Below are 22,901 nucleotides of genomic sequence, written 5' to 3'. Positions count from 1 at the left end.
TTGATAACGAGACGAACGGGCAGCTGCCAGACCGTAAAAAAAGCCCCGCGACGCGTTGATCAATGCGCGTCGCAGGGCCGTGCGGTTCAGATGTCCCAGACCAGATTGATCGCGAAGTTGCGGCCCGGCTGGGTCAGGCGATCGAGGTTGGCCGGTTGCGTCACCGAGGCTTCGCCGACGCTGTCGTAACCGCGCACGTCATCCCACAGCCAGTACTTCTTGTCGGTCAGGTTGTAGATGCCGCCGCTGACGGTGACGTCGTCGGTGACTTTGTAATAGCCGGCCAGATCGAGAATGCCGAAGCCCGGGGTCTTGAACTGGCTGCTGACGCCATCCGGCGACTTGAAGTTGCTGTCGTCGACGCGGTCCTTTTTCTTCACCACGGTCCAGCTCAGCAGGCCGCCGTAGTTGTCCTGGTCGTAACCCAGACCGAATACGCCAGTCAGCGGATTGACGCTGTTGAGTGGCTCGCCGTTGTCGTTGTTGCGACCGTAGGCATAGGCGATCGAGCCTTGGGTGTAGAGGCCCTGCGGCGCGCCGAACGCATCGAGGTTCAGACGACCTTTGACTTCGGCGCCCTTGATGGTCGCGTGCTTGATGTTGCTCGACTGGAAGGTCAGCTCGTCGTAACCGGGAGTGACCGCGTCTTCGTTGATGAAATCGCGGTACTTGTTATAGAACACCGCCACGTCGAACGAGCCTTGCTCGAAGTTGCCGCGCAGACCGGTTTCATAGCTTTTGCTTTTCTCCGGTTCCAGGTTCGGGTTCGGCGCCACGTTGTAGCCGGTGGTGCTGTTTTCAAAGCGTCCGTACAGCGCTTTCGCGGTCGGCGTGCGGAAACCTTCGGCGTACTGGCCGTACCAGGTGTAATTGTCGGTCAGTGCATAGGTCAGGCCGAATTTGGGCGAAACTTTGTGCCAGCTCTTGTTCGCGTCGCTGACCGTGCCGTTGCCGTCGGCGGCCACGGTGTTGAGGAATTCCTGGGTGATGTGCGGCTTGAGCTGGGTGTGGTCGTAGCGCAGGCCCGGCAGGAAGGTCCACTTGTTCCAGCTGATCTGATCCTGGGCAAACAGGCTGTAGGTGTTGATGGTCGGGTCCGGGAAGTCGCTGGATTTTTTCAGCACATCCGCCGCGCTGGTGGCGCCGATGGCGGTGCAGCCTCGGCCGACTGCCAGGCACTTGCCGTCGCCGCTGCGCGAGCCGGTGACTTTCTGCTGTTTGATCGTGGTGCCGTAAGTCAGCACGTGATCGGTGTCACCGATGGCGAAAGCCTTGTCCAGTTGCGCGTCGAATACCCACTGTTTTTCCTCGTAGACTGTGTCGCGGGTGCGCAGCACTTTACGGGTCATCGGGTAGTAGAACTCTTCGGTGCTCTGATCGGTTTTGGCGATCTGGTGATTGAGGCTCCACTTCACGTTATCGGCCAGCAGGCTGTCGAGGGCGAAGCTGTGTTCGAGGCCGAAACGCTCGCGGGTGATGGTGTCGTTGCCGGTACGCCACTGGTACATGCCGCCTGGCAGCACGCTGTTGGGAATGGTCGGCGCGCCATTGAAGTACGGGCCGCCGTAAGCACTTTTCTGATCGGTGTCGCGATCGTCCTTGTACTTCTCGTAGGTCAGCCCCAGGCGCGAATCGTCGTTGTAGTTCCAGCCGATCTTCGCCAGGACGTTGGTGGCTTTGACGTCTTCCGGGTTGGCGGCGGTGCGCGTCAGGCCGGTGCTGTTGTTGCTGCCGTAGGAATCGGTTTCGTGACCGTCGCGCTGGCTGAAATGCAACAAGCCGTCGAACTGCTCGGCGCGGCCGGCGACGGTGGCGGATTTCAGCCAGCTCTCATCGGCGGAGCTGTAACCGGTTTTCAGGCGAGCGCCGACGTCTTTGCCGGGCTTGATGATGTCGTCCGGGTCGAGGGTGTAGTAGCTGACGGCGCCGCCGATGGCGTTGCTGCCGTACAACACCGAGGCCGGGCCACGGAGGATTTCCACGCGTTTGACGATTTCCGGGTCGACGTAATTGCGTTGGGTCTTGGCATACGGGCCATTGAAGAAACCGTCCGGCACTTCGACGCCGTCAACCTGCGTCAGGATGCGGTCGCCGTCGATGCCGCGAATGTTGTAGCCGCTGATACCACCACGCTGGCCGGCGCCGCCGACCGACACGCCCGGCTCGTAGCGCACCAGATCCTTGATGGTGTTGACGTTGTTGCGATCCAGATCCTGGCGGGTCTGCACGGTGACGGTGGCCGGCACGCTGCTGACCGATTGTTCCTGGCGGGTGGCGCTGATGGTCACCTGATCCAGATTGAGCGTGCCGCTGTTATTGCGCTTTTCCAGCACCACATTGTTGTTGCTCAGCTTACGGAAGCTCAGGTTGGTCCCCACCAACAGGCGCTCCAGGGCTTTTTCCGGCGGCAGCGAACCGCGCACGCCCGGCGACGACACGCCCTGACCCAGTGCTGCCGGTAAACCGACCTGCCAGCCGGTGACGCTGGTGAAGGCATTGAGCGCCGACACCAGCGGTTGCTGGCCGATCGAGAACGAATAATCACCCATGTTGCGCGCCGGTTGTTCGCTGGCAGCCATCAGCGGTGCAGTGCCGGCCATGAGGATGGCGGCCGTCAGCAGCGACAATACGCGGGAAGGGGTAGCAGTCTGGCGGGTAAGGCGAGAGGACATCGATAGCGCTCCGTGTCGCACGAATCTTTATAGGTGCTGATTCGCCTCCGAAGATGCGAATCAATTGCATTGGCTATAACGAGACGAACGGGCTTTGGCTATCGAGTAAAAATAATTCTCATTTAGTTCAGGATCACCAGCGCGGGGAATTCCTGCAGGCGCGCCGAGGTGATGTGGGCGAGGGAACGCACCACGTCCAGCGGCTGGTCAAGGCGGTAGTTGCCGGTGACGTTGACGTCGGCCAACTGCTCGTTGGTGTTGATGATCCAGCCTGGGTAGTAGCGGCGCAGTTCGGCCAGCACCTTGTCGAGCGGACAGTTCTCGAAGATCAACCGGCCCTGAACCCAGGCCAGGTCGGTGGCAGTATCCAGTTTGGCCGGACGATCGAAACCGTTGGGGCCGATGCGGATGCTTTCGCCGGCGCTCAAACGCACCCGCGCGTCGTTGTGCGTGGCACGCAAATCGACATCGCCGCGCTGCACATTGACCTGCGCGACGCCGTCCAGATAGCGCACCGCGAACGCGGTGTCGCGCACGCTGGCCTGCACCGGGCCGGCATCGATTTGCAGCGGCTGGCCACGGTTGGCGGCCACTTCGAAAAACGCTTCGCCCTGATACAGCCGCGCCACGCGCTGCCGGTCATTGATGGTGCTGGAGAATGCCGAGTTGGTATTGAGCAGCACCTTGGAGCCATCCTCCAGTTGCAGGCGCTGACGCTCGCCGACCACGGTCAGGTGATCGGCCTGAATGCGCATCGGCAGATTGCTGAAACTGAACAGGCCCAGAATCAGCACCGCAGCGGTGGCCAACGGTTTCCAGTGCGGACGCAACCGCTTGAGAACGGTGACTTTCGCCGGTTTGGCCGCGAGGCTTTGCGCGCACTGGGCGACTTGCGGCCCGTCCCAGATCGCCTGCGCCTTGGCGAACGCCTCGGCATTCAACGGATCGGCCGCCAGCCAGGCATGGAACTGCCGGGTCTGTTCCTCGTCCGGGCTGCCGAGCACAATGAGCCAGTCCAGAGCCTGATCCATTGCGTTGGCAGCGTCCTGCGCCGAATCCGGCGAAGGCGAGCGGTGGGTGTCCGTCACGGTGTTTCCTCGGCAGTGTCTGTGCACGGCTGTTTTTTAAGTGAAGCGTAAAAGTCGGCCAAGGGTAGCAAAGCCCGATGATCAGTGCAGGCGATCCTGACACTTACAGAAAAGCCCTACGACTTCAGTCGCCATTCAGACGTTCGGCGACGCCAATACAAATGGTCATGATCAGCTTCAGCTCCTTTTGCACGGTGCTGAGGGAAACATTCAGTTCGTCGGCGATTTCCTGATAGCTGTGCCCGTGCAGGCGGCTGAGGATGAAAATCTGCTGCTGACGCGGGCTGAGTTGACTGAGGCTCACGTTCAGGCGCTCCAGCAATTGTTCGGCGTGGGCGGCGTCTTCGGCGCTGCTGGCGGGGGCGGCGACGCTGTGCACCACGTCCTGTGGCACGTCATCGACCATGGTCCGCGAATGGATCTTGCGCGCACGCAGGTGATCCAGCGCCAGGTTGCGCGCGGTCTGGAACACGAAGGGTTCAAGGTGATCGATGGCGCGCTCGCTCAGCGCCCGCGTGACGCGCAGGTAGGTCTCCTGCAACAGGTCTTCGGCGGTGCTGTGGTTGTTGACCATCCGTTCGATCGTGCGCAGCAGGGACGTGCGCTGAGAGAGGAAGACATGATTGAAGCGCGATTGACTCACGGGGGAACCTGATCCATTTCGAGCGAATGATAATGCTTATCATCCAGCCGAGTGGTCAAGTGTTGATTTCAGATTGAAATCAAAAACCTGTGGGAGCGGGCTTGCTCGCGAATGCGGTGAGTCAGTCGATACATTAATTGCCTGACACGACGCCTTCGCGAGCAAGCCCGCTCCCACATGGGAGGAGGGAATTACTCCGCGTTGCAGAGCGCCAGGCAGTTATCCAGCATGCGGTTGGAGAAGCCCCATTCGTTGTCGTACCAGGCCAGTACCTTCAGCAGTTTGCCGCTGGCTTTGGTGTGGTTGGCGTCGAAGATCGACGACAGCGGGTTGTGGTTGAAGTCGCTGGAAACCAGCGGCAACGTGTTGTAACCCAAAATTTTCGAGTGCTGGCTGGCGGCTTTCATCAGCGCGTTGACCTCATCGGCCGAGGCTTCTTTTTTCAACTGCACTGTCAGGTCCACCAGCGACACATTGATCACCGGCACCCGCACGGCCATGCCGGTCAGTTTGCCCGCCAGTTCCGGCAGCACCAGGCCTACCGCTTCAGCGGCGCCGGTCTTGCTCGGGATCATGTTCTGCGTGGCCGAACGCGCGCGGTACGGGTCGGTGTGGTAGACGTCGGTCAGGTTCTGGTCGTTGGTGTAGGCATGAATCGTGGTCATCAGGCCGCTTTCGATCCCCAGCTCGCGGTGCAACACCTGCGCCACTGGCGCCAGGCAGTTGGTGGTGCACGAAGCGTTGGAGATGATCTGGTGCGACTGGCGCAGAATGTCGTGGTTCACGCCGTAAACCACGGTGGCGTCGGCGCCTTTGGCCGGGGCCGAGATAATGACTTTGCGCGCGCCGGCAGTAAGATGCGCAGCCGCTTTGGCGCGGTCGGTGAACAGACCGGTGCATTCGAACACCACGTCGATTTTTTCCGCCGCCCATGGCAGCTCGGCCGGGTTGCGAATGGCGCTGACCGAAATGCGGTCGCCATTGACCGTCAGGCTCTCATTGTCATGGGCCACTTCGGCGTCGAATGTGCCGTGAACGGTGTCGTATTTGAGCAGATGGGCATTGATGGCGCTGTCGCCCAGATCGTTGATGGCGACGATCTGCAAATCCTGTCGATAGCCTTGGGTATACAGTGCGCGCAGGACATTACGGCCGATGCGGCCAAAACCATTGATTGCGATTCGAAGAGTCATTGAACAGCGCCGCCGTCGTTTTGTTGTTGGAATTACAAGATTATTCGCATAAAAATAGAAAACAAGCCTTTTTAGTGGCAATATTTTGTTTTATCTACAACGAGTGACCTGAATCAACTGGTCCGAATGGTCAAAAAAGCCGTCTGTCATTCCAACAACAACGGCGTTTGATCAGCATAGACAATCAGGTCGCCACATCCGTTAGCCTGGAGTTCTACACATGCATCCCCGCGTTCTTGAGGTCACCGAACGGCTTATCGCCCGCAGCCGCGCCACGCGTCAGGCTTACCTTGCACTGATTCGCGGTGCCGCTACCGACGGGCCGATGCGCGGCAAGCTGCAATGCGCCAACTTCGCCCACGGCGTGGCCGGGTGCGGCAGCGAAGACAAGCACAGCTTGCGGTTGATGAACTCGGCGAACATCGCCATTGTTTCTTCGTATAACGACATGCTCTCGGCGCACCAGCCGTACGAAGTCTTTCCCCAGCAGATCAAAAACGCCTTGCGCGAAATCGGCTCGGTCGGCCAGTTCGCCGGTGGTACGCCGGCGATGTGTGATGGCGTGACCCAGGGCGAGCCAGGCATGGAGCTGAGCCTGCCGAGCCGTGAGGTGATCGCCATGTCCACGGCGGTGGCGCTGTCGCACAACATGTTCGACGGCGCGCTGATGCTCGGCATCTGCGACAAGATCGTGCCGGGCCTGATGATGGGTTCGCTGCGCTTCGGCCATCTGCCGACGATTTTCGTCCCGGGCGGGCCGATGGTCTCGGGGATTTCCAACAAGGAAAAAGCCGACGTGCGGCAGAAGTACGCCGAAGGCAAGGCGACCCGCGAAGAGCTGCTGGAATCGGAGATGAAGTCCTACCACAGCCCGGGCACTTGCACCTTCTACGGCACCGCCAACACCAACCAGTTGCTGATGGAAGTCATGGGCCTGCACTTGCCAGGCGCGTCTTTCGTCAACCCGAACACTCCGCTGCGTGATGCCCTGACCCGCGAAGCCGCGCATCAGGTCACACGCTTGACCAAGCAGAACGGCAACTTCATGCCGATCGGCGAAATCGTCGACGAGAAAGCGCTGGTCAACTCGATCGTCGCGCTGCACGCCACCGGCGGCTCGACCAACCACACCCTGCACATGCCGGCGATCGCCATGGCCGCTGGCATCCACCTGACCTGGCAGGACATGGCCGACCTCTCCGAAGTCGTGCCGACCCTGAGCCACGTCTACCCGAACGGCAAGGCCGACATCAACCACTTCCAGGCTGCTGGCGGTATGTCGTTCCTGATCCGCGAATTGCTCGAAGCCGGCCTGCTCCACGAAGACGTCAACACCGTGCTCGGCCATGGCTTGAGCCGTTACACCAAAGAGCCGTTCCTCGATAACGGTGAGCTGGTGTGGCGCGAAGGGCCGATCGAAAGCCTCGACGAAAACATCCTGCGCCCGGTCGCCCGTGCATTCTCCGCCGAGGGCGGTCTGCGGGTGATGGAAGGCAACCTCGGTCGCGGGGTGATGAAAGTCTCCGCCGTGGCGCTGGAAAACCAGATCGTCGAAGCACCGGCCATGGTGTTCCAGGATCAGCAGGATCTGGCCGATGCGTTCAAGGCTGGTCTGCTGGAGAAGGATTTTGTCGCGGTGATGCGCTTCCAGGGCCCGCGCTCCAATGGCATGCCCGAGCTGCACAAGATGACGCCGTTCCTCGGCGTGCTGCAGGATCGCGGCTTCAAAGTCGCGCTGGTCACCGACGGGCGCATGTCCGGCGCGTCGGGGAAAATCCCGGCGGCGATTCACGTCAGCCCCGAAGCTTATGTCGGTGGTGCTTTGGCGCGGGTGCAAGAGGGCGATATCATCCGCGTCGATGGCGTCAAAGGCACTTTGGAACTCAAGGTCGACGCCGCCGAATTTGCAGCGCGCGAACCTGCCAAAGGCCTGTTGGGCAACAACATCGGCAGCGGTCGCGAACTGTTTGGCTTCATGCGTTTGGCCTTCAGCTCGGCGGAGCAGGGCGCCAGCGCCTTCACTTCTGCCCTGGAGACGCTTAATTGAAACTGGCTTTGGTCGGTGATATCGGAGGCACCAACGCGCGGTTCGCGTTGTGGAAAAACCAGCAACTGGAATCGGTTCAGGTGCTGGCGACAGCCGACCACGCCAGCCCGGAACAGGCGATCAGCCTGTACCTGAGCGGCCTCGGTCTGGCGCCGGGTTCGATCGGTTCGGTGTGCCTGTCGGTAGCAGGGCCGGTGAGTGGTGATGAATTCAAGTTCACCAACAACCACTGGCGCCTGAGCCGCGCGGCGTTCTGCCAGACCTTGCAGGTCGAGCAACTGCTGCTGATCAACGACTTCTCGGCGATGGCGCTGGGCATGACCCGTTTGCAGCCCGGCGAATTCCGTGTGGTCTGCGAAGGCACGCCGGAGCCGTTGCGCCCGGCGGTGGTGATCGGCCCGGGCACTGGCCTGGGCGTCGGCACCTTGCTCGATCTGGGCGAAGGCCGGTTTGCCGCGTTGCCGGGGGAGGGCGGTCACGTTGATCTGCCGCTGAGCAGCCCGCGTGAAACCCAGCTCTGGCAGCACATCCACAACGAGATTGGCCACGTCAGCGCCGAGACTGCGTTGAGCGGCGGCGGCTTGCCTCGTGTGTACCGGGCGATCTGCGCAGTGGACGGACATGAACCAAAGCTTGATACGCCGGAAGCGATCACCGCAGCCGGTCTGGCTGGCGATCCGATCGCGCTGGAAGTGCTGGAGCAGTTCTGCTGCTGGCTCGGCCGCGTGGCCGGCAACAACGTGCTGACCACCGGTGGGCGTGGCGGCGTGTACATCGTTGGCGGGGTGATTCCGCGCTTTGCCGATTTCTTCGTCGAAAGCGGCTTCGCCCGCAGCTTCGCCGACAAGGGCTGCATGAGCGATTACTTCAAGGGCATTCCGGTGTGGCTGGTGACGGCGCCTTACTCCGGGCTGGTGGGTGCCGGTGTGGCACTGGAGCAAGCAATCCCGACCTGAAATGCAATCCAATTGTGGGAGCGAGCCTTTGTGGCGAGGGGATTCATCCCCGATGGCCTGCGAAGCAGGCCCGGTTTTTCCAGGGTCGCTGCGCAACCCATCGGGGATAAATCCCCTCACCACAGGTTTGTTCCCACAGTGGTTCTGTGGTGTTTGCAAGTTCGATGCTTAAGGCATAATCCGCCCCAATTCCAACAACAAGGATGCCTTCGAAGTGAGCTCAGTCAACAAGTCGATATTGTTGGTCGATGACGACCAGGAAATACGCGAGTTGCTGGAAACCTACCTGACCCGCGCCGGGTTTCAGGTGCGGGCCACGGCCGATGGCGCCAGTTTCCGCCAGGCACTCAACGAGGCGCCGAGCGATCTGGTGATCCTCGATGTGATGCTGCCCGATGAAGACGGTTTCAGCCTGTGCCGCTGGGTGCGCCAGCATCCGCGTCAGGCGCAGGTGCCGATCATCATGCTCACCGCCAGTTCCGACGAGGCCGACCGGGTGATCGGGCTGGAGCTCGGCGCTGATGACTACCTCGGCAAACCTTTCAGCCCCCGTGAACTGCAAGCGCGAATCAAGGCTTTGCTGCGGCGGGCGCAGTTCGGTCAAGAGCGCAGCGGCAGCGACGTACTGGCCTTCGACGAGTGGCGGCTGGACATGGTCAGTCATCGGCTGTTTCACACCGACGGTGAGGAAGTGATTCTCTCCGGTGCCGACTTTGCGCTGCTGAAGTTGTTTCTCGATCATCCGCAGGAAATTCTCGACCGCGACACCATCGGCAACGCCACCCGTGGCCGTGACCTGATGCCGCTCGACCGGATTGTCGACATGGCCGTCAGCCGCTTGCGCCAGCGTCTGCGCGACACGGAAAAACCGCCACGACTGATCCGCACCGTGCGCGGCAGTGGCTACCAACTGGCAGCCAATGTGGTTGCCGGCAATGCTCACTGAGTCGCTGCGCCGGCTCGCCAGCAAGGTGCCGGTGCCGCGTTCGCTGCTTGGGCGGATGCTGCTGCTGACCTTGTTGGCGGTGCTGTTTGCGCAGACGTTGTCGAGCGTGATCTGGGTCTCGCAACTGCGTGCCACCCAGCTTGAAGGCCTGGTCACCAGCGCCCGCAGCCTTGCCCATTCGATGACCGCCAGCGTCAGTTATTTCCGCTCGCTGCCAGTGGCTTACCGGCCGCTGGTGCTCGACCAGTTGCGCAGCATGGGCGGCACCCGTTTCGTGGTGACGCTCAACGACAAACCGCTGGGTATGGACGTGCTGCCGATCACTCCGCGAAAGGCCGCGGTGATTCAAGCGGTGGATGAAGTGCTGCGCCAGTCGCTGGGCCATGACACTGATATTTCGGTGACCTTCGTCAGCCCCGAGGATCTGCGGATCTTCAATGCCGGGCTGAAACTCGATGAGCTGCCGCGCTCGTGGGCGCATTACGCGCTGACGCTGGAACCGGTGAATCCGCCGGTGCTGGTCACGCAGATTCAAATGGCGCCGGGCGAATGGCTGTACATCGCCTCGTTGCTGCCCGAACCCTACACCAGTCTCGAAGAGCAAGGCCTGCCGGCACAGCAGGTGTGGTTCATCGTCCTCACCAGCGGCTTTTTGCTGCTGTTCATCGGCCTGCTGGTGCACTGGCAGAGCCGGCCGCTCAAGCGTCTGGCGCGGGCGGCGCGGGATCTGTCGCTGGGTGCCGATGTCGAGCCGGTGGCCGAGGGCGGCGGCAGTGAAGTGGTGGAAGTGGGCCGTGCGTTCAACACCATGCGCGAACGCATCAGCCGTTACCTGACCGAACGCAGCCAGTTGTTCAGCGCGATTTCCCATGACTTGCGTACGCCGATCACCCGTCTGCGCTTGCGCGTCGAACTGCTCGAAGATGAGAAGCTGCAAGCCAAGTTCGGCCGCGATCTGGATGAACTGGAGTTGCTGGTCAAAGGCGCGCTGCAGTGCGTGAAAGACACCGACATCCACGAGAACATCGAGCCGGTGGATCTCAATCATGTGCTCGACTGCCTGGTGGAGCCGTACCTGGCGCCCAACGGCAATGGCCGCGTGACCCAGCAGGGCAAGGCACTGGCGGCGTATCCGGGCAAGCCTCTGGCGTTGAAGCGCTGCATCGGCAACCTGATCGACAATGCGCTGAAGTACGGGCAGAACGCGCATCTGCACATCGACGACGATGAGCGCGCGTTTGTCCTGCACGTCGACGACGAAGGCCCGGGGGTGCCGGAGCAGCGGCTGGAGCAGGTGTTCGAGCCGCACTTTCGCTTGGCCGGGCAGCAGCAGGGTTATGGTCTCGGCTTGGGCATTGCGCGCAACATTGCCCACAGTCATGGCGGCGAGGTGACGCTGCAGAATTTGCGTGAGGGCGGGTTGCGGGTGACCCTGCAGTTGCCGCGCAGTGTTGATTAGTCAGACCGAGTTATCGTTCTTCGCGAGCAGGCTCGCTCCCACAAGTTGATTGCGTTTCAACTGAAGGAACGCAGTCGAATGTGGGAGCGAGCCTGCTCGCGAAGGCGTCGGTCCATCCAACATAAATGTCACGAGCTGGTGACAAAACCCGCCCCCTTCGTTACAAGCCCACCCCGGCCCGTTGTTTAGACTGCCCGCAGTCATAACAACAAAAAAGGGCCACTCATGGACACCTTTCACCCAGACTTCAGCAGTTGGCTGAATGCCCCTGCCCACCAGCAATGGCTCGCAGACGAAGGTCTGCGCCTGCTTGCATTCGCCAAGGCTTCCAGACTGCCCGAGGGTTTCGGCAATCTCGACGAACGCGGCCATCTGCCGGTGCACGCACAAGCCGAAACCATGAACACTGCACGCATGACCCACAGTTTCGCCATGGCTCACATTCAGGGTCTGCCGGGGTTCGCGGAGCTGGTCGATCACGGCATTGCGGCGCTGCGGGGGCCGTTGCGGGATGCGCTGCATGGCGGCTGGTTTGCGGTCGCCGAACACCGCGATGGCAACACCGGCAAGAACGCCTATCTGCATGCCTTTGTCGCGCTCGCGGCCAGCTCGGCAGTGGTCGCGCAGCGTCCCGGCGCCCAGGCGCTGCTGGATGATGCGATCGACATCATCGACACGTATTTCTGGAGCGAAGAAGAGGGCGCCATGCGCGAATTCTTCAATCGCGACTGGCGCGAAGAAGAGGCCTATCGCGGCGCCAACAGCAACATGCACGCCACCGAAGCATTCCTCGCGCTGGCCGATGTCACTGAAGATCCGCGCTGGCTGGTACGTGCGCAGCGCATCGTCGAGCGGGTGATCCACGGTCACGCCGCCGCCAATGGCTACATGGTCATCGAACACTTCGACCGCGACTGGCAACCGCTGCGCGAATACAACCGCGACAATCCGGCCGACGGCTTCCGCCCTTACGGCACCACGCCGGGCCACGGTTTCGAGTGGGCGCGGCTGTTGCTGCACCTTGAAGCCGCGCGGGTTCAGGCCGGGATGCTCACGCCGGGTTGGCTGGCGACCGATGCACAGAAACTCTTCGAACAGAATTGCCGAAACGGCTGGGACGTCGATGGCGCGCCGGGGATCGTTTACACCCTCGACTGGGGCAACAAAGCCGTGGTGCGTCATCGCTTGCACTGGACCCATGCTGAAGCCAGCGCGGCTGCCAGCGCCTTGCTCAAACGCACCGGTGATGCGCAATACGAAACCTGGTACCGGCTGTTCTGGGAATTCTGTGAAGGCCATTTCATCGATCGCTGCGACGGCAGCTGGCATCACGAACTCGATCCGCAAAACCGTCCGAGCGCCGATATCTGGCCGGGCAAACCCGATCTGTATCATGCCTGGCAGGCAGTACTGATCCCTCGTCTACCCTTGTCACCGAGTATGGCGACAGCTCTGGCGCAAATATCCCGGCCTGTTCCTGTGTAACCATGTGGTGACATTTGCGCGTCCCTTCGTTACCTGCGAAGGGAATCGCCCTGTTTAAACTCCTGTGCAGCGCAAGCACCAGACTTGCATGCATAACAACAAGAAAGGTACATCTCAGATGAATGCGATTTCTCGCCTCGCTACTGTCATTTCTGTCGCCTCCCTGTTCCCGCTCGCAATTCTGCCTCTCAGTGTTTCCGCTGCCGAATCCAAAGGTTCGGTCGAAGTCGTGCACTGGTGGACGTCCGGTGGCGAAAAAGCCGCCGTTGATGTGCTCAAGGCGCAAGTCGAAAAAGACGGTTTCACCTGGAAAGACGGCGCTGTCGCCGGCGGTGGCGGTGCCACGGCGATGACCGTGCTGAAAAGCCGCGCCGTTGCCGGCAACCCACCAGGTGTCGCCCAGATCAAGGGCCCGGACATCCAGGAGTGGGCTTCCACCGGTCTGCTCGACACCGACGTCCTGAAGGACGTGGCCAAAGAAGAGAAGTGGGACAGCCTGCTCGACAAGAAAGTCTCCGATACCGTGAAGTACGACGGTGATTACGTGGCCGTACCGGTGAACATTCACCGGGTGAACTGGCTGTGGATCAACCCGGAAGTCTTCAAAAAGGCCGGCATCACCAAGAACCCGACCACCCTCGAAGAATTCTACGCCGCCGGCGACAAGCTCAAGGCTGCGGGCTTCATCCCGCTGGCTCACGGCGGTCAGCCTTGGCAGGACAGCACCGTGTTCGAAGCCGTGGTGCTCTCGGTCATGGGCGTTGATGGCTACAAGAAAGCCCTGGTCGACCTGGACAACAAAGCGCTGACCGGTCCGGAAATGGTCAAGGCGCTGACCGAGCTGAAGAAAGTCGCGACCTACATGGACCAGGACGGCAAGGGTCAGGACTGGAACCTGGAAGCGGCCAAGGTCATCAACGGCAAGGCCGGCATGCAGATCATGGGTGACTGGGCCAAGTCCGAATGGACCGCCGCCAAGAAAGTCGCCGGCAAGGACTACGAGTGCGTAGCGTTCCCTGGCACCGACAAGGCGTTCACCTACAACATCGACTCCCTGGCGGTGTTCAAGCAGAAAGACAAAGGCACTGCGGCCGGTCAGCAGGACATCGCCAAAGTCGTGCTGGGTGAAAACTTCCAGAAAGTCTTCAGCATCAACAAAGGCTCGATCCCGGTACGTAACGACATGTTGAACAACATGGACAAACTCGGTTTCGACTCTTGCGCGCAGACCGCTGCCAAGGACTTCCTGGCAGACGCCAAGTCCGGTGGTCTGCAGCCGAGCATGGCGCACAACATGGCGACCACGCTGGCGGTGCAGGGCGCGTTCTTTGATGTCGTGACCAACTACATCAACGACCCGAAAGCCGACCCGGCCGATGCGGCCAAGAAACTGGGCGCGGCGGTTCAGTCGGCCAAGTAATCCTTGGCCCCTGTAGGAGTGAGCCTGTGTGGTGAGGGGATTTATCCCCGATGGGTTGCGTAGCAGCCCTGTTTTTGGGACCGCTTCGCGGTCCATCGGGGATAAATCCCCTCACCACAGGCTGGCTCCCACAGGGAACCCAAATGCAATCCTAATTCCCTGTACTGGATTTCCCCATGAGTTCTGTTGCTGTGTTCAGCAAGGCCTCGCCGTTCGATGCACTGCAGCGCTGGCTACCGAAACTGGTGCTGGCGCCGAGCATGTTCATCGTGCTGGTGGGCTTCTATGGCTACATCCTGTGGACGTTCGTGCTGTCGTTCACCACCTCGACGTTCCTGCCCAACTACAAGTGGGCCGGCCTGGCGCAATACGCACGGCTGTTCGACAACGATCGCTGGTGGGTGGCGAGCAAGAACCTTGCGGTGTTCGGTGGCATGTTCATCGGCATCACCCTGGTGATCGGTGTGCTGCTGGCGGTGTTCCTCGACCAGCGCATCCGTCGCGAAGGCTTTATCCGCACCATTTACCTGTACCCGATGGCGCTCTCGATGATCGTCACCGGTACCGCGTGGAAATGGCTGCTCAACCCGGGCATGGGCCTGGACAAATTGTTGCGTGACTGGGGCTGGGAAGGCTTCCGTCTGGACTGGCTGATCGACCCGGATCGCGTGGTCTACTGCCTGGTGATCGCCGCTGTGTGGCAAGCCTCGGGCTTCATCATGGCGATGTTCCTCGCCGGCCTGCGCGGGGTTGATCAGTCGATCATCCGTGCCGCGCAGATCGATGGCGCGAGCATGCCGACCATCTACTGGAAAGTCGTACTGCCAAGCCTGCGTCCGGTGTTCTTCAGTGCGGTGATGATCCTCGCCCACATCGCGATCAAGAGCTTCGACCTGGTCGCGGCGATGACGGCGGGTGGCCCGGGTTATTCCTCCGACCTGCCGGCGATGTTCATGTACTCCTTCACCTTCAGTCGCGGCCAGATGGGCATGGGCTCGGCCAGTGCGATTCTGATGCTCGGTGCGATTCTCGCGATCATCGTGCCTTACCTGTACTCCGAGCTGAGGACCAAGCGTAATGACTAGTCTCGCTGCCAAACCCGCTTTCAGCCTGAGTCGCGTGGCGATCTACGCGGTGCTGATCCTCGCGGTCCTGCTGTACCTGATTCCGCTGGTGGTGATGCTGCTGACCAGCTTCAAGACCCCGGAAGACATCAGCACCGGCAACCTGCTGAGCTGGCCGACCGTGGTCAGCGGCATCGGCTGGGTCAAGGCCTGGGCCACGGTTGACGGGTACTTCTGGAACTCGATCAAGATCACCGTGCCGGCCGTGGTCATCTCCACCGCCATCGGCGCGCTGAACGGCTACGTGCTGTCGTTCTGGCGCTTCCGCGGTTCGCAGCTGTTCTTCGGTCTGCTGCTGTTCGGCTGCTTCCTGCCGTTCCAGACCGTACTGCTGCCGGCCTCGTTCACCCTCGGCAAGATGGGCCTGGCGAGCACCACCACCGGCCTCGTCTTCGTCCACGTGGTCTACGGTCTGGCGTTTACCACGCTGTTTTTCCGTAACTACTACGTGAGCATTCCCGATGCGCTGATCAAGGCTGCACGGCTGGATGGCGCGGGTTTCTTCACGATCTTCCGGCAGATCATTCTGCCGATGTCGACCCCGATCATCATGGTTTGCCTGATCTGGCAGTTCACCCAGATCTGGAACGACTTCCTGTTCGGTGTGGTGTTCTCCAGCGGTGATTCGCAACCGATCACGGTGGCGCTGAACAACCTGGTCAACACCAGCACCGGGGCCAAGGAATACAACGTGGATATGGCAGCGGCGATGATCGCCGGCCTGCCGACCCTGCTGGTCTATGTGGTCGCAGGCAAGTATTTCGTGCGCGGGCTGACGGCCGGCGCAGTCAAGGGGTAATCATGGCAACGCTCGAACTTCGCAACGTCAACAAGACCTACGGTGCCGGCCTGCCGGACACCCTGAAGAACATCGAACTGTCGATCAAGGACGGTGAGTTCCTGATCCTGGTCGGCCCGTCGGGCTGCGGCAAATCGACCCTGATGAATTGCATCGCCGGCCTCGAGACCATCACCGGTGGCGCGATCATGATCGGCGATCAGGATGTCAGCGGCATGAGCCCGAAGGATCGTGACATCGCCATGGTGTTCCAGTCCTACGCGCTGTACCCGACCATGAGCGTGCGCGAGAACATCGAGTTCGGTCTGAAGATCCGCAAGATGAGCCAGTCGGCGATCGACGAAGAAGTCGCGCGCGTGGCCAAGCTGCTGCAGATCGAACACTTGCTCAACCGCAAGCCGGGCCAGCTCTCCGGTGGTCAGCAACAGCGCGTGGCGATGGGCCGTGCGTTGGCGCGTCGGCCGAAGATCTATCTGTTCGACGAACCGCTGTCCAACCTCGACGCCAAGCTGCGCGTCGAGATGCGCACCGAAATGAAACTGATGCACCAGCGCCTGAAAACCACCACGGTCTACGTGACCCACGACCAGATCGAAGCGATGACCCTGGGTGACAAAGTGGCGGTGATGAAGGACGGGATCATTCAGCAGTTCGGCACGCCGAAAGAGATCTACAACGACCCGGCCAACCTGTTCGTCGCGAGCTTCATCGGTTCGCCGCCGATGAACTTCATTCCGCTGCGCCTGCAACGCAAGGACGGTCGTCTGCTGGCGCTGCTCGACAGCGGCCAGGCCCGTTGCGAGTTGCCGATGAGCATGCAGGATGCAGGGCTGGAAGATCGCGAAGTGATCCTCGGCCTGCGCCCGGAACAGATTGTTCTGGCGAACGGCGAGGGCAATGGTCTGCCGAGCATCAAGGCCGAAGTGCAGGTCACCGAGCCGACCGGTCCGGACACCCTGGTGTTCGTCAATCTGAATGAGACCAAGGTCTGCTGCCGCCTGGCGCCGGACGTGGCACCGCAGGTGGGCGAGACCCTGACCCTGCAATTCGATCCGTCGAAAGTGTTGTTGTTCGATGCCAGGACTGGCGAGCGTCTGGGCGTTGCGGGCCAGGCGCAGACCGAAGCGCGGTCGGCAAATGTCGCCCAGTTCAAGGGGCGCTGAGGAACAAATGTGGGAGCGAGCCTGCTCGCGATGACGGTGTATCAGTCGACAGTGATGTTGAATGTAAAACCGCTATCGCGAGCAGGCTCACTCCTACAAGGAGCAAGCGCTGCCCGGCCTGTCGAGCATCGCAATTTATGTAAACCGCGTTGGAAAAAAACAGTTAATAACAATAAAGACGAGGATGTAGGGATGAAAAAGAAACACGTCAATGCCCGGTTGATCTGCCAAGTGTCAGCTGCGGCGGCATTGGTGCTGGCCGGTAACGCCATGGCGGCGGATGCCTTCAGCTCCGACTCGAAATGGATGACCGGTGACTGGGGTGGCGAGCGGACCAAGCTGATCGAGCAAGGTATCGACATCAAGGCTGACTACGTTGGGGAAATGGGCGCCAACCTGCATGGCGGCTACAACGACGACAAGACCGGTCGCTACAGCGATCAGTTCGGTCTGGGCGTGGCGCTGGACCTGCAAAAACTCTGGGGCTGGGACAACACTCAGGCCAAGATCCAGCTGACTAACCGTAACGGGCAAAACATCTCCAACGACCGCGTTGGCGATCCGCGTGCCGGCACTCTGTCGTCTTCGCAGGAAGTCTACGGTCGTGGCCACATGGTGCGTCTGACCCAGTTGTGGATTCAGCACCAGTTCTTCGACAACAAGCTGGACGTCAAGGCCGGTTACTTCGGTGAAGGCGAAGACTTCAACACCTTCCCGTGCGACTTCCAGAACCTGGCGTTCTGCGGCTCGCAAGTGGGTAACTGGGCGACCAACATCTGGTACAACTGGCCGGTCAGCCAGGCCGCGATCCGTGTGAAGTACAACATCAACGACGAGCTCTACGCGCAGATCGGTGCGTACAACCAGAACCCGTCGCAACTGGAACACGGCAACGGCTTCAAGCTCAGCGGCAGTGGCACCAAAGGCACCGTTCTGCCAGTCGAACTGGTCTGGTCGCCGAAGGTCAACAGCCTGCCGGGCGAATACCGCGTCGGTTACTACAAGAGCACGGCTGACGCCAATGACGTCCGTGAAGACGTCAACGGCTTCGACGCTGCAACCACTGGCGACGCGTACAAGACCCACAGCAGCAAACACGGCTACTGGTTCGTCGCGCAGCAGCAACTCACCAGCCACAACGGTGATGCTTCGCGCGGTCTGAACATTGCGGCCAACGCCACGTTCCACGACAAGGACACCAACTTCATCGACAACTACCAGTCGGTGATGTTTGTCTACAAAGGCCCGTTCGACGCCCGTCCAAAGGATGACGTCGGTATCGGTGCGGCGCGTATTCATGTCAACGATGACGTGAAGAAAAACGCCGAGTTCCTGAATGCGTCCAACGGTGTTTCGGACTACGACAATCCGGTGTTCTCGCCGATTCGTGAAACCGAATACAACTACGAGATCAACTACGGCTTCCACGTCACTAATTGGCTGACGGTGCGTCCTAACCTGCAGTACATCACTCACCCGGGTGGTGTGGATGAAGTGGACAACGCATTGGTCGCTGGCCTGAAAATTCAGTCTACGTTCTGACGTTGTTGCGATAAGCTCCTCTCTATGTGCGCATATTTGCGGACAGCCAAGGCTGTCCGCTTTTTTTTGAGGGTGGCGCAACCCATGACAGTCGAATTCGGAACCGTGGCCAATGCATGAGCATCCGCTGCAACGCTTCTTCAAATCCCTGCGCGAGCGACCGGTGTTTGCCTGGGAGCGCTATCAGATGCGCGATGTGCTGGTGATCGATCATCCGCTGTGTCAGGCGGTGTTCAGTCGGCAGGGTGCGCAGTTGCTGCACTTTCAGCCACGCGGGCAGAAACCGTGGCTGTGGTGTGCGGCAAAGTGGCCCCACGTTGGCGCCATTCGCGGCGGCGTGCCGGTGTGCTGGCCGTGGTATGGCCGCCATCCGAGCGAAAATGCCTGGCCATCCCATGGCTGGGCACGACTGCTCGACTGGAAATTGCTCGACAGCAGCAGCGCCGAGGATGGCGTGCGACTGCACTGGCAATTGCAGTTGTGCGACTGGCAGGTTGACCTGCATGCGCACCTCGGTGAACGCATGGAATTACGCCTGAGCACCGAGCATCAGGACGACATGCCGTGCCAATTGAGCCAGGCTTTGCACGCTTACTGGCGTATTGGTGATGTCGGTGAGATAGCGCTGTCTGGGCTCGAAGGTGCGCAGGGTTATGACCAACTGAGCCGCCAGTCCTGTCAGCAGGAAGGCGAGTTGCGCGTCGATGGCGGCTGTCAGCGGGTGTTCCAGCACGACGGCGAATTACAGCTCAAGGATCACGCCTGGCAGCGCGAGTTGTGCATCGATACCGGTGATAGCGGCGATACCGTGGTCTGGCATCCTGGCTCGCGCCCCCTGTTGGGCGTGAGCTGGGATGAAGTGACGGAGTTCGTTTGTGTCGAAGCGGCGGCGGGCGGTACCGACAGCCTGCATCTGGCGCCGGGGGAGAAGGCGCATTTGAGTTTGCAGGCGTGGGCTGCTGCCTAGATTTGCGGTGAGTCGACTGTCGCCTTCGCGAGCAAGCCCGCTCCCACAGTAGATGGCATTCCAATTGAAGGAACCCGATCACCTGTGGGAGCGGGCTTGCTCGCGAAGAGGCCGGATCATTCAATAAAGAACCATCTGGCCTCAGTTGAACTCATCACCCACCGGATACCGGCTGGCATTCAAGCTCTCTTTGATCTTGCGCAGATGCGGCTGGAAGTCCACCCCGCGACGCAGCGTCATGCCGGTCGCCAGCACATCCAGCACCGTCAACTGAATGATCCGCGAGGTCATCGGCATATAGATGTCGGTGTCTTCCGGCAGCGGAATGTTCAGGCTCAGGGTACTGGCTTTGGCCAGCGGTGAATTCTCGGCGGTCAGGCCCAGCACCGAAGCGCCGTTCTCCCGGGCGATGCGCGCCACTTCCACCAGTTCGCGGGTGCGGCCGGTGTAGGAAATGATCACGAACAGCTCACCGGTATGCGCCACCGAAGCAATCATTCGCTGCATCAGCACATCGGCATGGGCGGTGACGGCGAGGTTGAAACGGAAGAATTTGTGCTGCGCATCCAAAGCCACAGGCGCTGACGCACCGAGGCCGAAGAAGTGAATCTGCCGCGCCTGAATCAACAGGTCGACGGCGCGGCTGATCAGGTTCGGATCGAGCGCCTGACAAGCACTGTCCAGCGAAGCGATGGCGCTGCCGAAAATCTTCTGCGTGTACGCCTCGGGATTGTCATCGGCCTCCACTGCACGGCTGACATACGCTGCGCCACTGGCCAGGCTTTGCGCCAGTTGCAGCTTGAGTTCAGGGTAGCCGCTGACACCGAACGAACGGCAGAAACGGTTGACCGTCGGCTCGCTCACCGATGCGGCCTGGGCGAGGGCGGCGATGCTGAAGCGGGTGGCCTGCTGCGGGTTGAGCAGGATCACCTCGGCGACTTTGCGTTCGGCCTTGTTCAGCTCTTCAAGGCGACTCTGGATCTGTTCCAGTAAATTTCGCACGCGGTCCATATGGAATTCCTAATTCACCTGCGCAAAGGTGCGCCGGGCTATGCAAATTGGGCCTTTGATATGGCCCGTAACGGTGGCCTATCCTACTGGTGGCTCCGACCGACCACCACTCGGAATCTGTATTTTGCGAAAATGTTGTGGTTATTACTACATTTTCCCTTGAGTGATGCCTTGAAAAAAGGTATTTGTAGCTTAACTTGATAAAAGAACAAACATCATGCCTTCGATTACGGTTGAACCGTGCACCTTTGCCTTGTTCGGCGCTCTGGGCGATCTGGCCCTGCGCAAGCTGTTTCCTGCCCTTTATCACCTCGATGGCGCCGACCTGTTGCACGAGGACACGCGCATCATCGCGCTGGCCCGTGAACCCGGTTCCGAGCAGCAGCACATGGCGTTCATCGCCGCCGAATTGCGCCGTTACGTCGGCAAAGAGCTGGACGAGGCCGTGGCCGAGCGCTTTCTGGCGCGCCTGAGCTACCTGCACGTCGACTTCCTCAAGGCTGAAGACTATGTGGCGCTGGCCGAAGCGGCCGGCAGCGCGCAACGCATGATTGCCTACTTCGCCACACCAGCAGCGGTGTACGGCGCGATCTGCGAGAACCTGGCAAAAGTCGGTCTGGCAGAAAACACCCGCGTGGTCCTGGAAAAGCCGATCGGCTCCGATCTGGAATCCTCGCGCAAAGTCAACGACGCCGTGGCGCAGTTCTTCCCGGAGAACCGCACCTATCGCATCGACCACTACCTGGGCAAAGAGACCGTCCAGAACCTGATCGCGCTGCGTTTCGCCAACAGCCTGTTCGAAACCCAGTGGAACCAGAATTACATCTCCCACGTGGAAATCACCGTGGCCGAGAAGGTCGGCATCGAAGGCCGGTGGGGCTACTTCGACAAGGCCGGCCAGCTGCGCGACATGATCCAGAATCACCTGTTGCAGCTGCTGTGCCTGATTGCGATGGACCCGCCAGCCGACCTGTCCGCCGACAGCATCCGTGACGAAAAGGTGAAAGTGCTCAAGGCCCTGGCGCCGATCAGCCCGGAAGGCCTGACCACCCAAGTGGTGCGCGGTCAGTACATCGCCGGGCACAGCGAAGGCAAGTCCGTGCCGGGCTACCTCGAAGAGCCGAATTCCAACACCCAGAGCGACACCGAAACCTTCGTCGCCCTGCGTGCCGACATCCGCAACTGGCGCTGGGCCGGCGTGCCGTTCTACCTGCGTACCGGCAAGCGCATGCCGCAAAAGCTGTCGCAGATCGTTATCCACTTCAAGGAACCGTCGCACTACATTTTCGCGCCGGAACAGCGCCTGCAGATCAGCAACAAGCTGATCATCCGTCTGCAACCGGACGAAGGCATTTCCTTGCGTGTGATGACCAAGGAGCAGGGCCTGGACAAAGGCATGCAACTGCGCAGCGGCCCGCTGCAACTGAATTTCTCCGACACCTGGCGCAGCGCACGGATCCCCGATGCCTACGAGCGGTTGTTGCTGGAAGTGATGAACGGCAATCAGAACCTGTTTGTCCGTAAAGATGAAATCGAAGCGGCGTGGAAGTGGTGTGACCAGTTGATCGCCGGCTGGAAAAAATCCGGTGACGCGCCCAAGCCGTATGCGGCCGGGTCGTGGGGGCCGATGAGCTCGATTGCACTGATCACGCGGGACGGGAGGTCGTGGTATGGCGATATCTGATGTGAAACTGCCCGCGGGCGTGAATGCCCACGAATTCAAGAGCCCGGTGCTGTTGGCCGAAGGTCTGGCGCTGAACGTCGCCAAGCAGTTGAGCGATGCCATCGCTGCACGCGGCAACGCGGTGCTGGTGGTCTCAGGCGGTCGCAGCCCGGTGGCGTTTTTTCAGCACCTGGCCAAGCAGGAGCTGGACTGGTCGAAGGTCGTCGTGACCCTCGCCGACGAACGCTGGGTACCGGTTGAACACGCCGACAGCAACGCCGGCCTGCTCAAGCAGTATCTGCTCAAAGGGCCGGCCGCCAAGGCGCAGTTCCTCAGCCTCTACAGCGCGGCGGCCAACGTCGAGCAGGCTGCGGAACAGGCCGACCGTCTGCTCGCGGAATTGCCGCCGATCGACGTGCTGGTGCTGGGCATGGGCGATGACGGTCACACCGCGTCGCTGTTCCCCGACAGCCCGAACCTGACTGAAGCCTTGCAGGCTGACGGCAGCCGTCGCTGCTGGCCAATGCTGGCGCCGAGTGTGCCGCGTCAACGCCTGACCATGAGCCGTGCGCTGCTGGCTTCGGCGAAGCACAAGATTCTGTCGATTTCCGGTCAGTCGAAACTGACCACTCTGAATGCCGCACTGGCATCCGACGACGTCGCGGCCATGCCGGTGCGCGCGTTTCTGCAACCTACGTTAGAGATTTACTGGTGCCCATGAGC

Annotated in this window: 18 protein-coding genes; 13 read left to right on the top strand and 5 right to left on the bottom strand. The window is 60.8% G+C overall.

What is annotated here, in order from left to right:
* Nucleotides 1-86: 86 nt before the first annotated feature.
* The 4 genes from ACM6I7_RS01730 to gap all read right to left on the bottom strand — a co-directional run bounded on the left by ACM6I7_RS01730 (nt 87) and on the right by gap (nt 5,596).
* Entirely contained in the window at nt 87-2,672 is a 2,586-nt protein-coding gene (locus ACM6I7_RS01730; protein WP_414887848.1) for a TonB-dependent receptor, read from the bottom strand.
* A 122-nt stretch (nt 2,673-2,794) separates the two neighbouring features.
* On the bottom strand, nt 2,795-3,760 hold the full coding sequence (locus ACM6I7_RS01725; RefSeq protein ID WP_414887847.1) for a FecR family protein: 966 nt from the start codon (nt 3,758-3,760) through the stop codon (nt 2,795-2,797).
* Between the two features lie 124 nt (nt 3,761-3,884).
* On the bottom strand, nt 3,885-4,403 hold the full coding sequence (locus tag ACM6I7_RS01720; protein WP_047599555.1) for an RNA polymerase sigma factor: 519 nt from the start codon (nt 4,401-4,403) through the stop codon (nt 3,885-3,887).
* 191 nt (nt 4,404-4,594) lie between these two features.
* Entirely contained in the window at nt 4,595-5,596 is a 1,002-nt protein-coding gene (gene gap / locus ACM6I7_RS01715; RefSeq protein WP_414887846.1) for a type I glyceraldehyde-3-phosphate dehydrogenase, read from the bottom strand.
* A 220-nt stretch (nt 5,597-5,816) separates the two neighbouring features.
* Between gap and edd the strand changes: the two genes are divergently transcribed.
* The 11 genes from edd (at nt 5,817) to ACM6I7_RS01660 (ending at nt 19,504) form a co-directional block, all read left to right on the top strand.
* On the top strand, nt 5,817-7,643 hold the full coding sequence (edd, locus tag ACM6I7_RS01710) for a phosphogluconate dehydratase (RefSeq protein ID WP_414887845.1): 1,827 nt from the start codon (nt 5,817-5,819) through the stop codon (nt 7,641-7,643).
* Nucleotides 7,640-8,599: a glucokinase gene (locus ACM6I7_RS01705; RefSeq protein ID WP_414887843.1), complete on the top strand. Its 960-nt coding sequence runs from the start codon at nt 7,640-7,642 to the stop codon at nt 8,597-8,599. The genes edd and ACM6I7_RS01705 overlap by 4 nt, the downstream gene beginning before the upstream one ends.
* A gap of 214 nt (nt 8,600-8,813) precedes the next feature.
* Nucleotides 8,814-9,545 (top strand): response regulator, encoded by a 732-nt coding sequence (locus ACM6I7_RS01700; RefSeq protein WP_007917879.1) that lies wholly within the window; start codon nt 8,814-8,816, stop codon nt 9,543-9,545.
* A complete protein-coding gene (locus tag ACM6I7_RS01695) occupies nt 9,535-11,004 on the top strand; it encodes an ATP-binding protein (protein WP_027612561.1) in 1,470 nt (489 codons plus the stop codon). Before ACM6I7_RS01700 ends, ACM6I7_RS01695 begins: the two co-directional genes overlap by 11 nt.
* 225 nt (nt 11,005-11,229) lie before the next feature.
* Nucleotides 11,230-12,489 (top strand): AGE family epimerase/isomerase, encoded by a 1,260-nt coding sequence (locus ACM6I7_RS01690; RefSeq protein WP_414887841.1) that lies wholly within the window; start codon nt 11,230-11,232, stop codon nt 12,487-12,489.
* Between the two features lie 118 nt (nt 12,490-12,607).
* On the top strand, nt 12,608-13,909 hold the full coding sequence (locus ACM6I7_RS01685; protein ID WP_027612563.1) for an ABC transporter substrate-binding protein: 1,302 nt from the start codon (nt 12,608-12,610) through the stop codon (nt 13,907-13,909).
* 176 nt (nt 13,910-14,085) lie between these two features.
* Nucleotides 14,086-14,994: a carbohydrate ABC transporter permease gene (locus tag ACM6I7_RS01680; protein WP_007917874.1), complete on the top strand. Its 909-nt coding sequence runs from the start codon at nt 14,086-14,088 to the stop codon at nt 14,992-14,994.
* Entirely contained in the window at nt 14,987-15,832 is an 846-nt protein-coding gene (locus tag ACM6I7_RS01675) for a carbohydrate ABC transporter permease (RefSeq protein ID WP_007969317.1), read from the top strand. The genes ACM6I7_RS01680 and ACM6I7_RS01675 overlap by 8 nt, the downstream gene beginning before the upstream one ends.
* A 2-nt stretch (nt 15,833-15,834) precedes the next feature.
* Nucleotides 15,835-16,995, top strand: a complete 1,161-nt coding sequence (locus tag ACM6I7_RS01670; RefSeq protein ID WP_103369644.1) for an ABC transporter ATP-binding protein — start codon at nt 15,835-15,837, stop codon at nt 16,993-16,995.
* A gap of 192 nt (nt 16,996-17,187) precedes the next feature.
* Complete coding sequence (locus ACM6I7_RS01665) at nt 17,188-18,537, top strand: carbohydrate porin (RefSeq protein WP_027612565.1); 1,350 nt, start codon at nt 17,188-17,190, stop codon at nt 18,535-18,537.
* A gap of 112 nt (nt 18,538-18,649) precedes the next feature.
* Nucleotides 18,650-19,504 carry a D-hexose-6-phosphate mutarotase gene (locus tag ACM6I7_RS01660; protein ID WP_007969321.1) on the top strand — a complete coding sequence of 285 codons (855 nt, stop codon included), beginning with the start codon at nt 18,650-18,652 and terminating at the stop codon, nt 19,502-19,504.
* Between the two features lie 141 nt (nt 19,505-19,645).
* Here ACM6I7_RS01660 and ACM6I7_RS01655 read toward each other — a convergent pair whose 3' ends face one another.
* Complete coding sequence (locus tag ACM6I7_RS01655; protein WP_169842436.1) at nt 19,646-20,506, bottom strand: MurR/RpiR family transcriptional regulator; 861 nt, start codon at nt 20,504-20,506, stop codon at nt 19,646-19,648.
* 226 nt (nt 20,507-20,732) lie between these two features.
* Here ACM6I7_RS01655 and zwf point away from each other — a divergent pair, with 226 nt between their 5' ends.
* Nucleotides 20,733-22,199: a glucose-6-phosphate dehydrogenase gene (zwf, locus tag ACM6I7_RS01650; RefSeq protein ID WP_097085913.1), complete on the top strand. Its 1,467-nt coding sequence runs from the start codon at nt 20,733-20,735 to the stop codon at nt 22,197-22,199.
* Nucleotides 22,186-22,899: a 6-phosphogluconolactonase gene (gene pgl / locus ACM6I7_RS01645; protein WP_095137060.1), complete on the top strand. Its 714-nt coding sequence runs from the start codon at nt 22,186-22,188 to the stop codon at nt 22,897-22,899. The genes zwf and pgl overlap by 14 nt, the downstream gene beginning before the upstream one ends.
* Nucleotides 22,900-22,901: the final 2 nt, after the last annotated feature.

The organism is Pseudomonas sp. IT-93MI4, assembly GCF_949767635.1.
GTDB classification, from domain to species: domain Bacteria; phylum Pseudomonadota; class Gammaproteobacteria; order Pseudomonadales; family Pseudomonadaceae; genus Aquipseudomonas; species Aquipseudomonas putida_A.
Note: the sequence above shows the minus strand (reverse complement) of the source record. Positions and strands in the feature narration are given on the sequence as shown.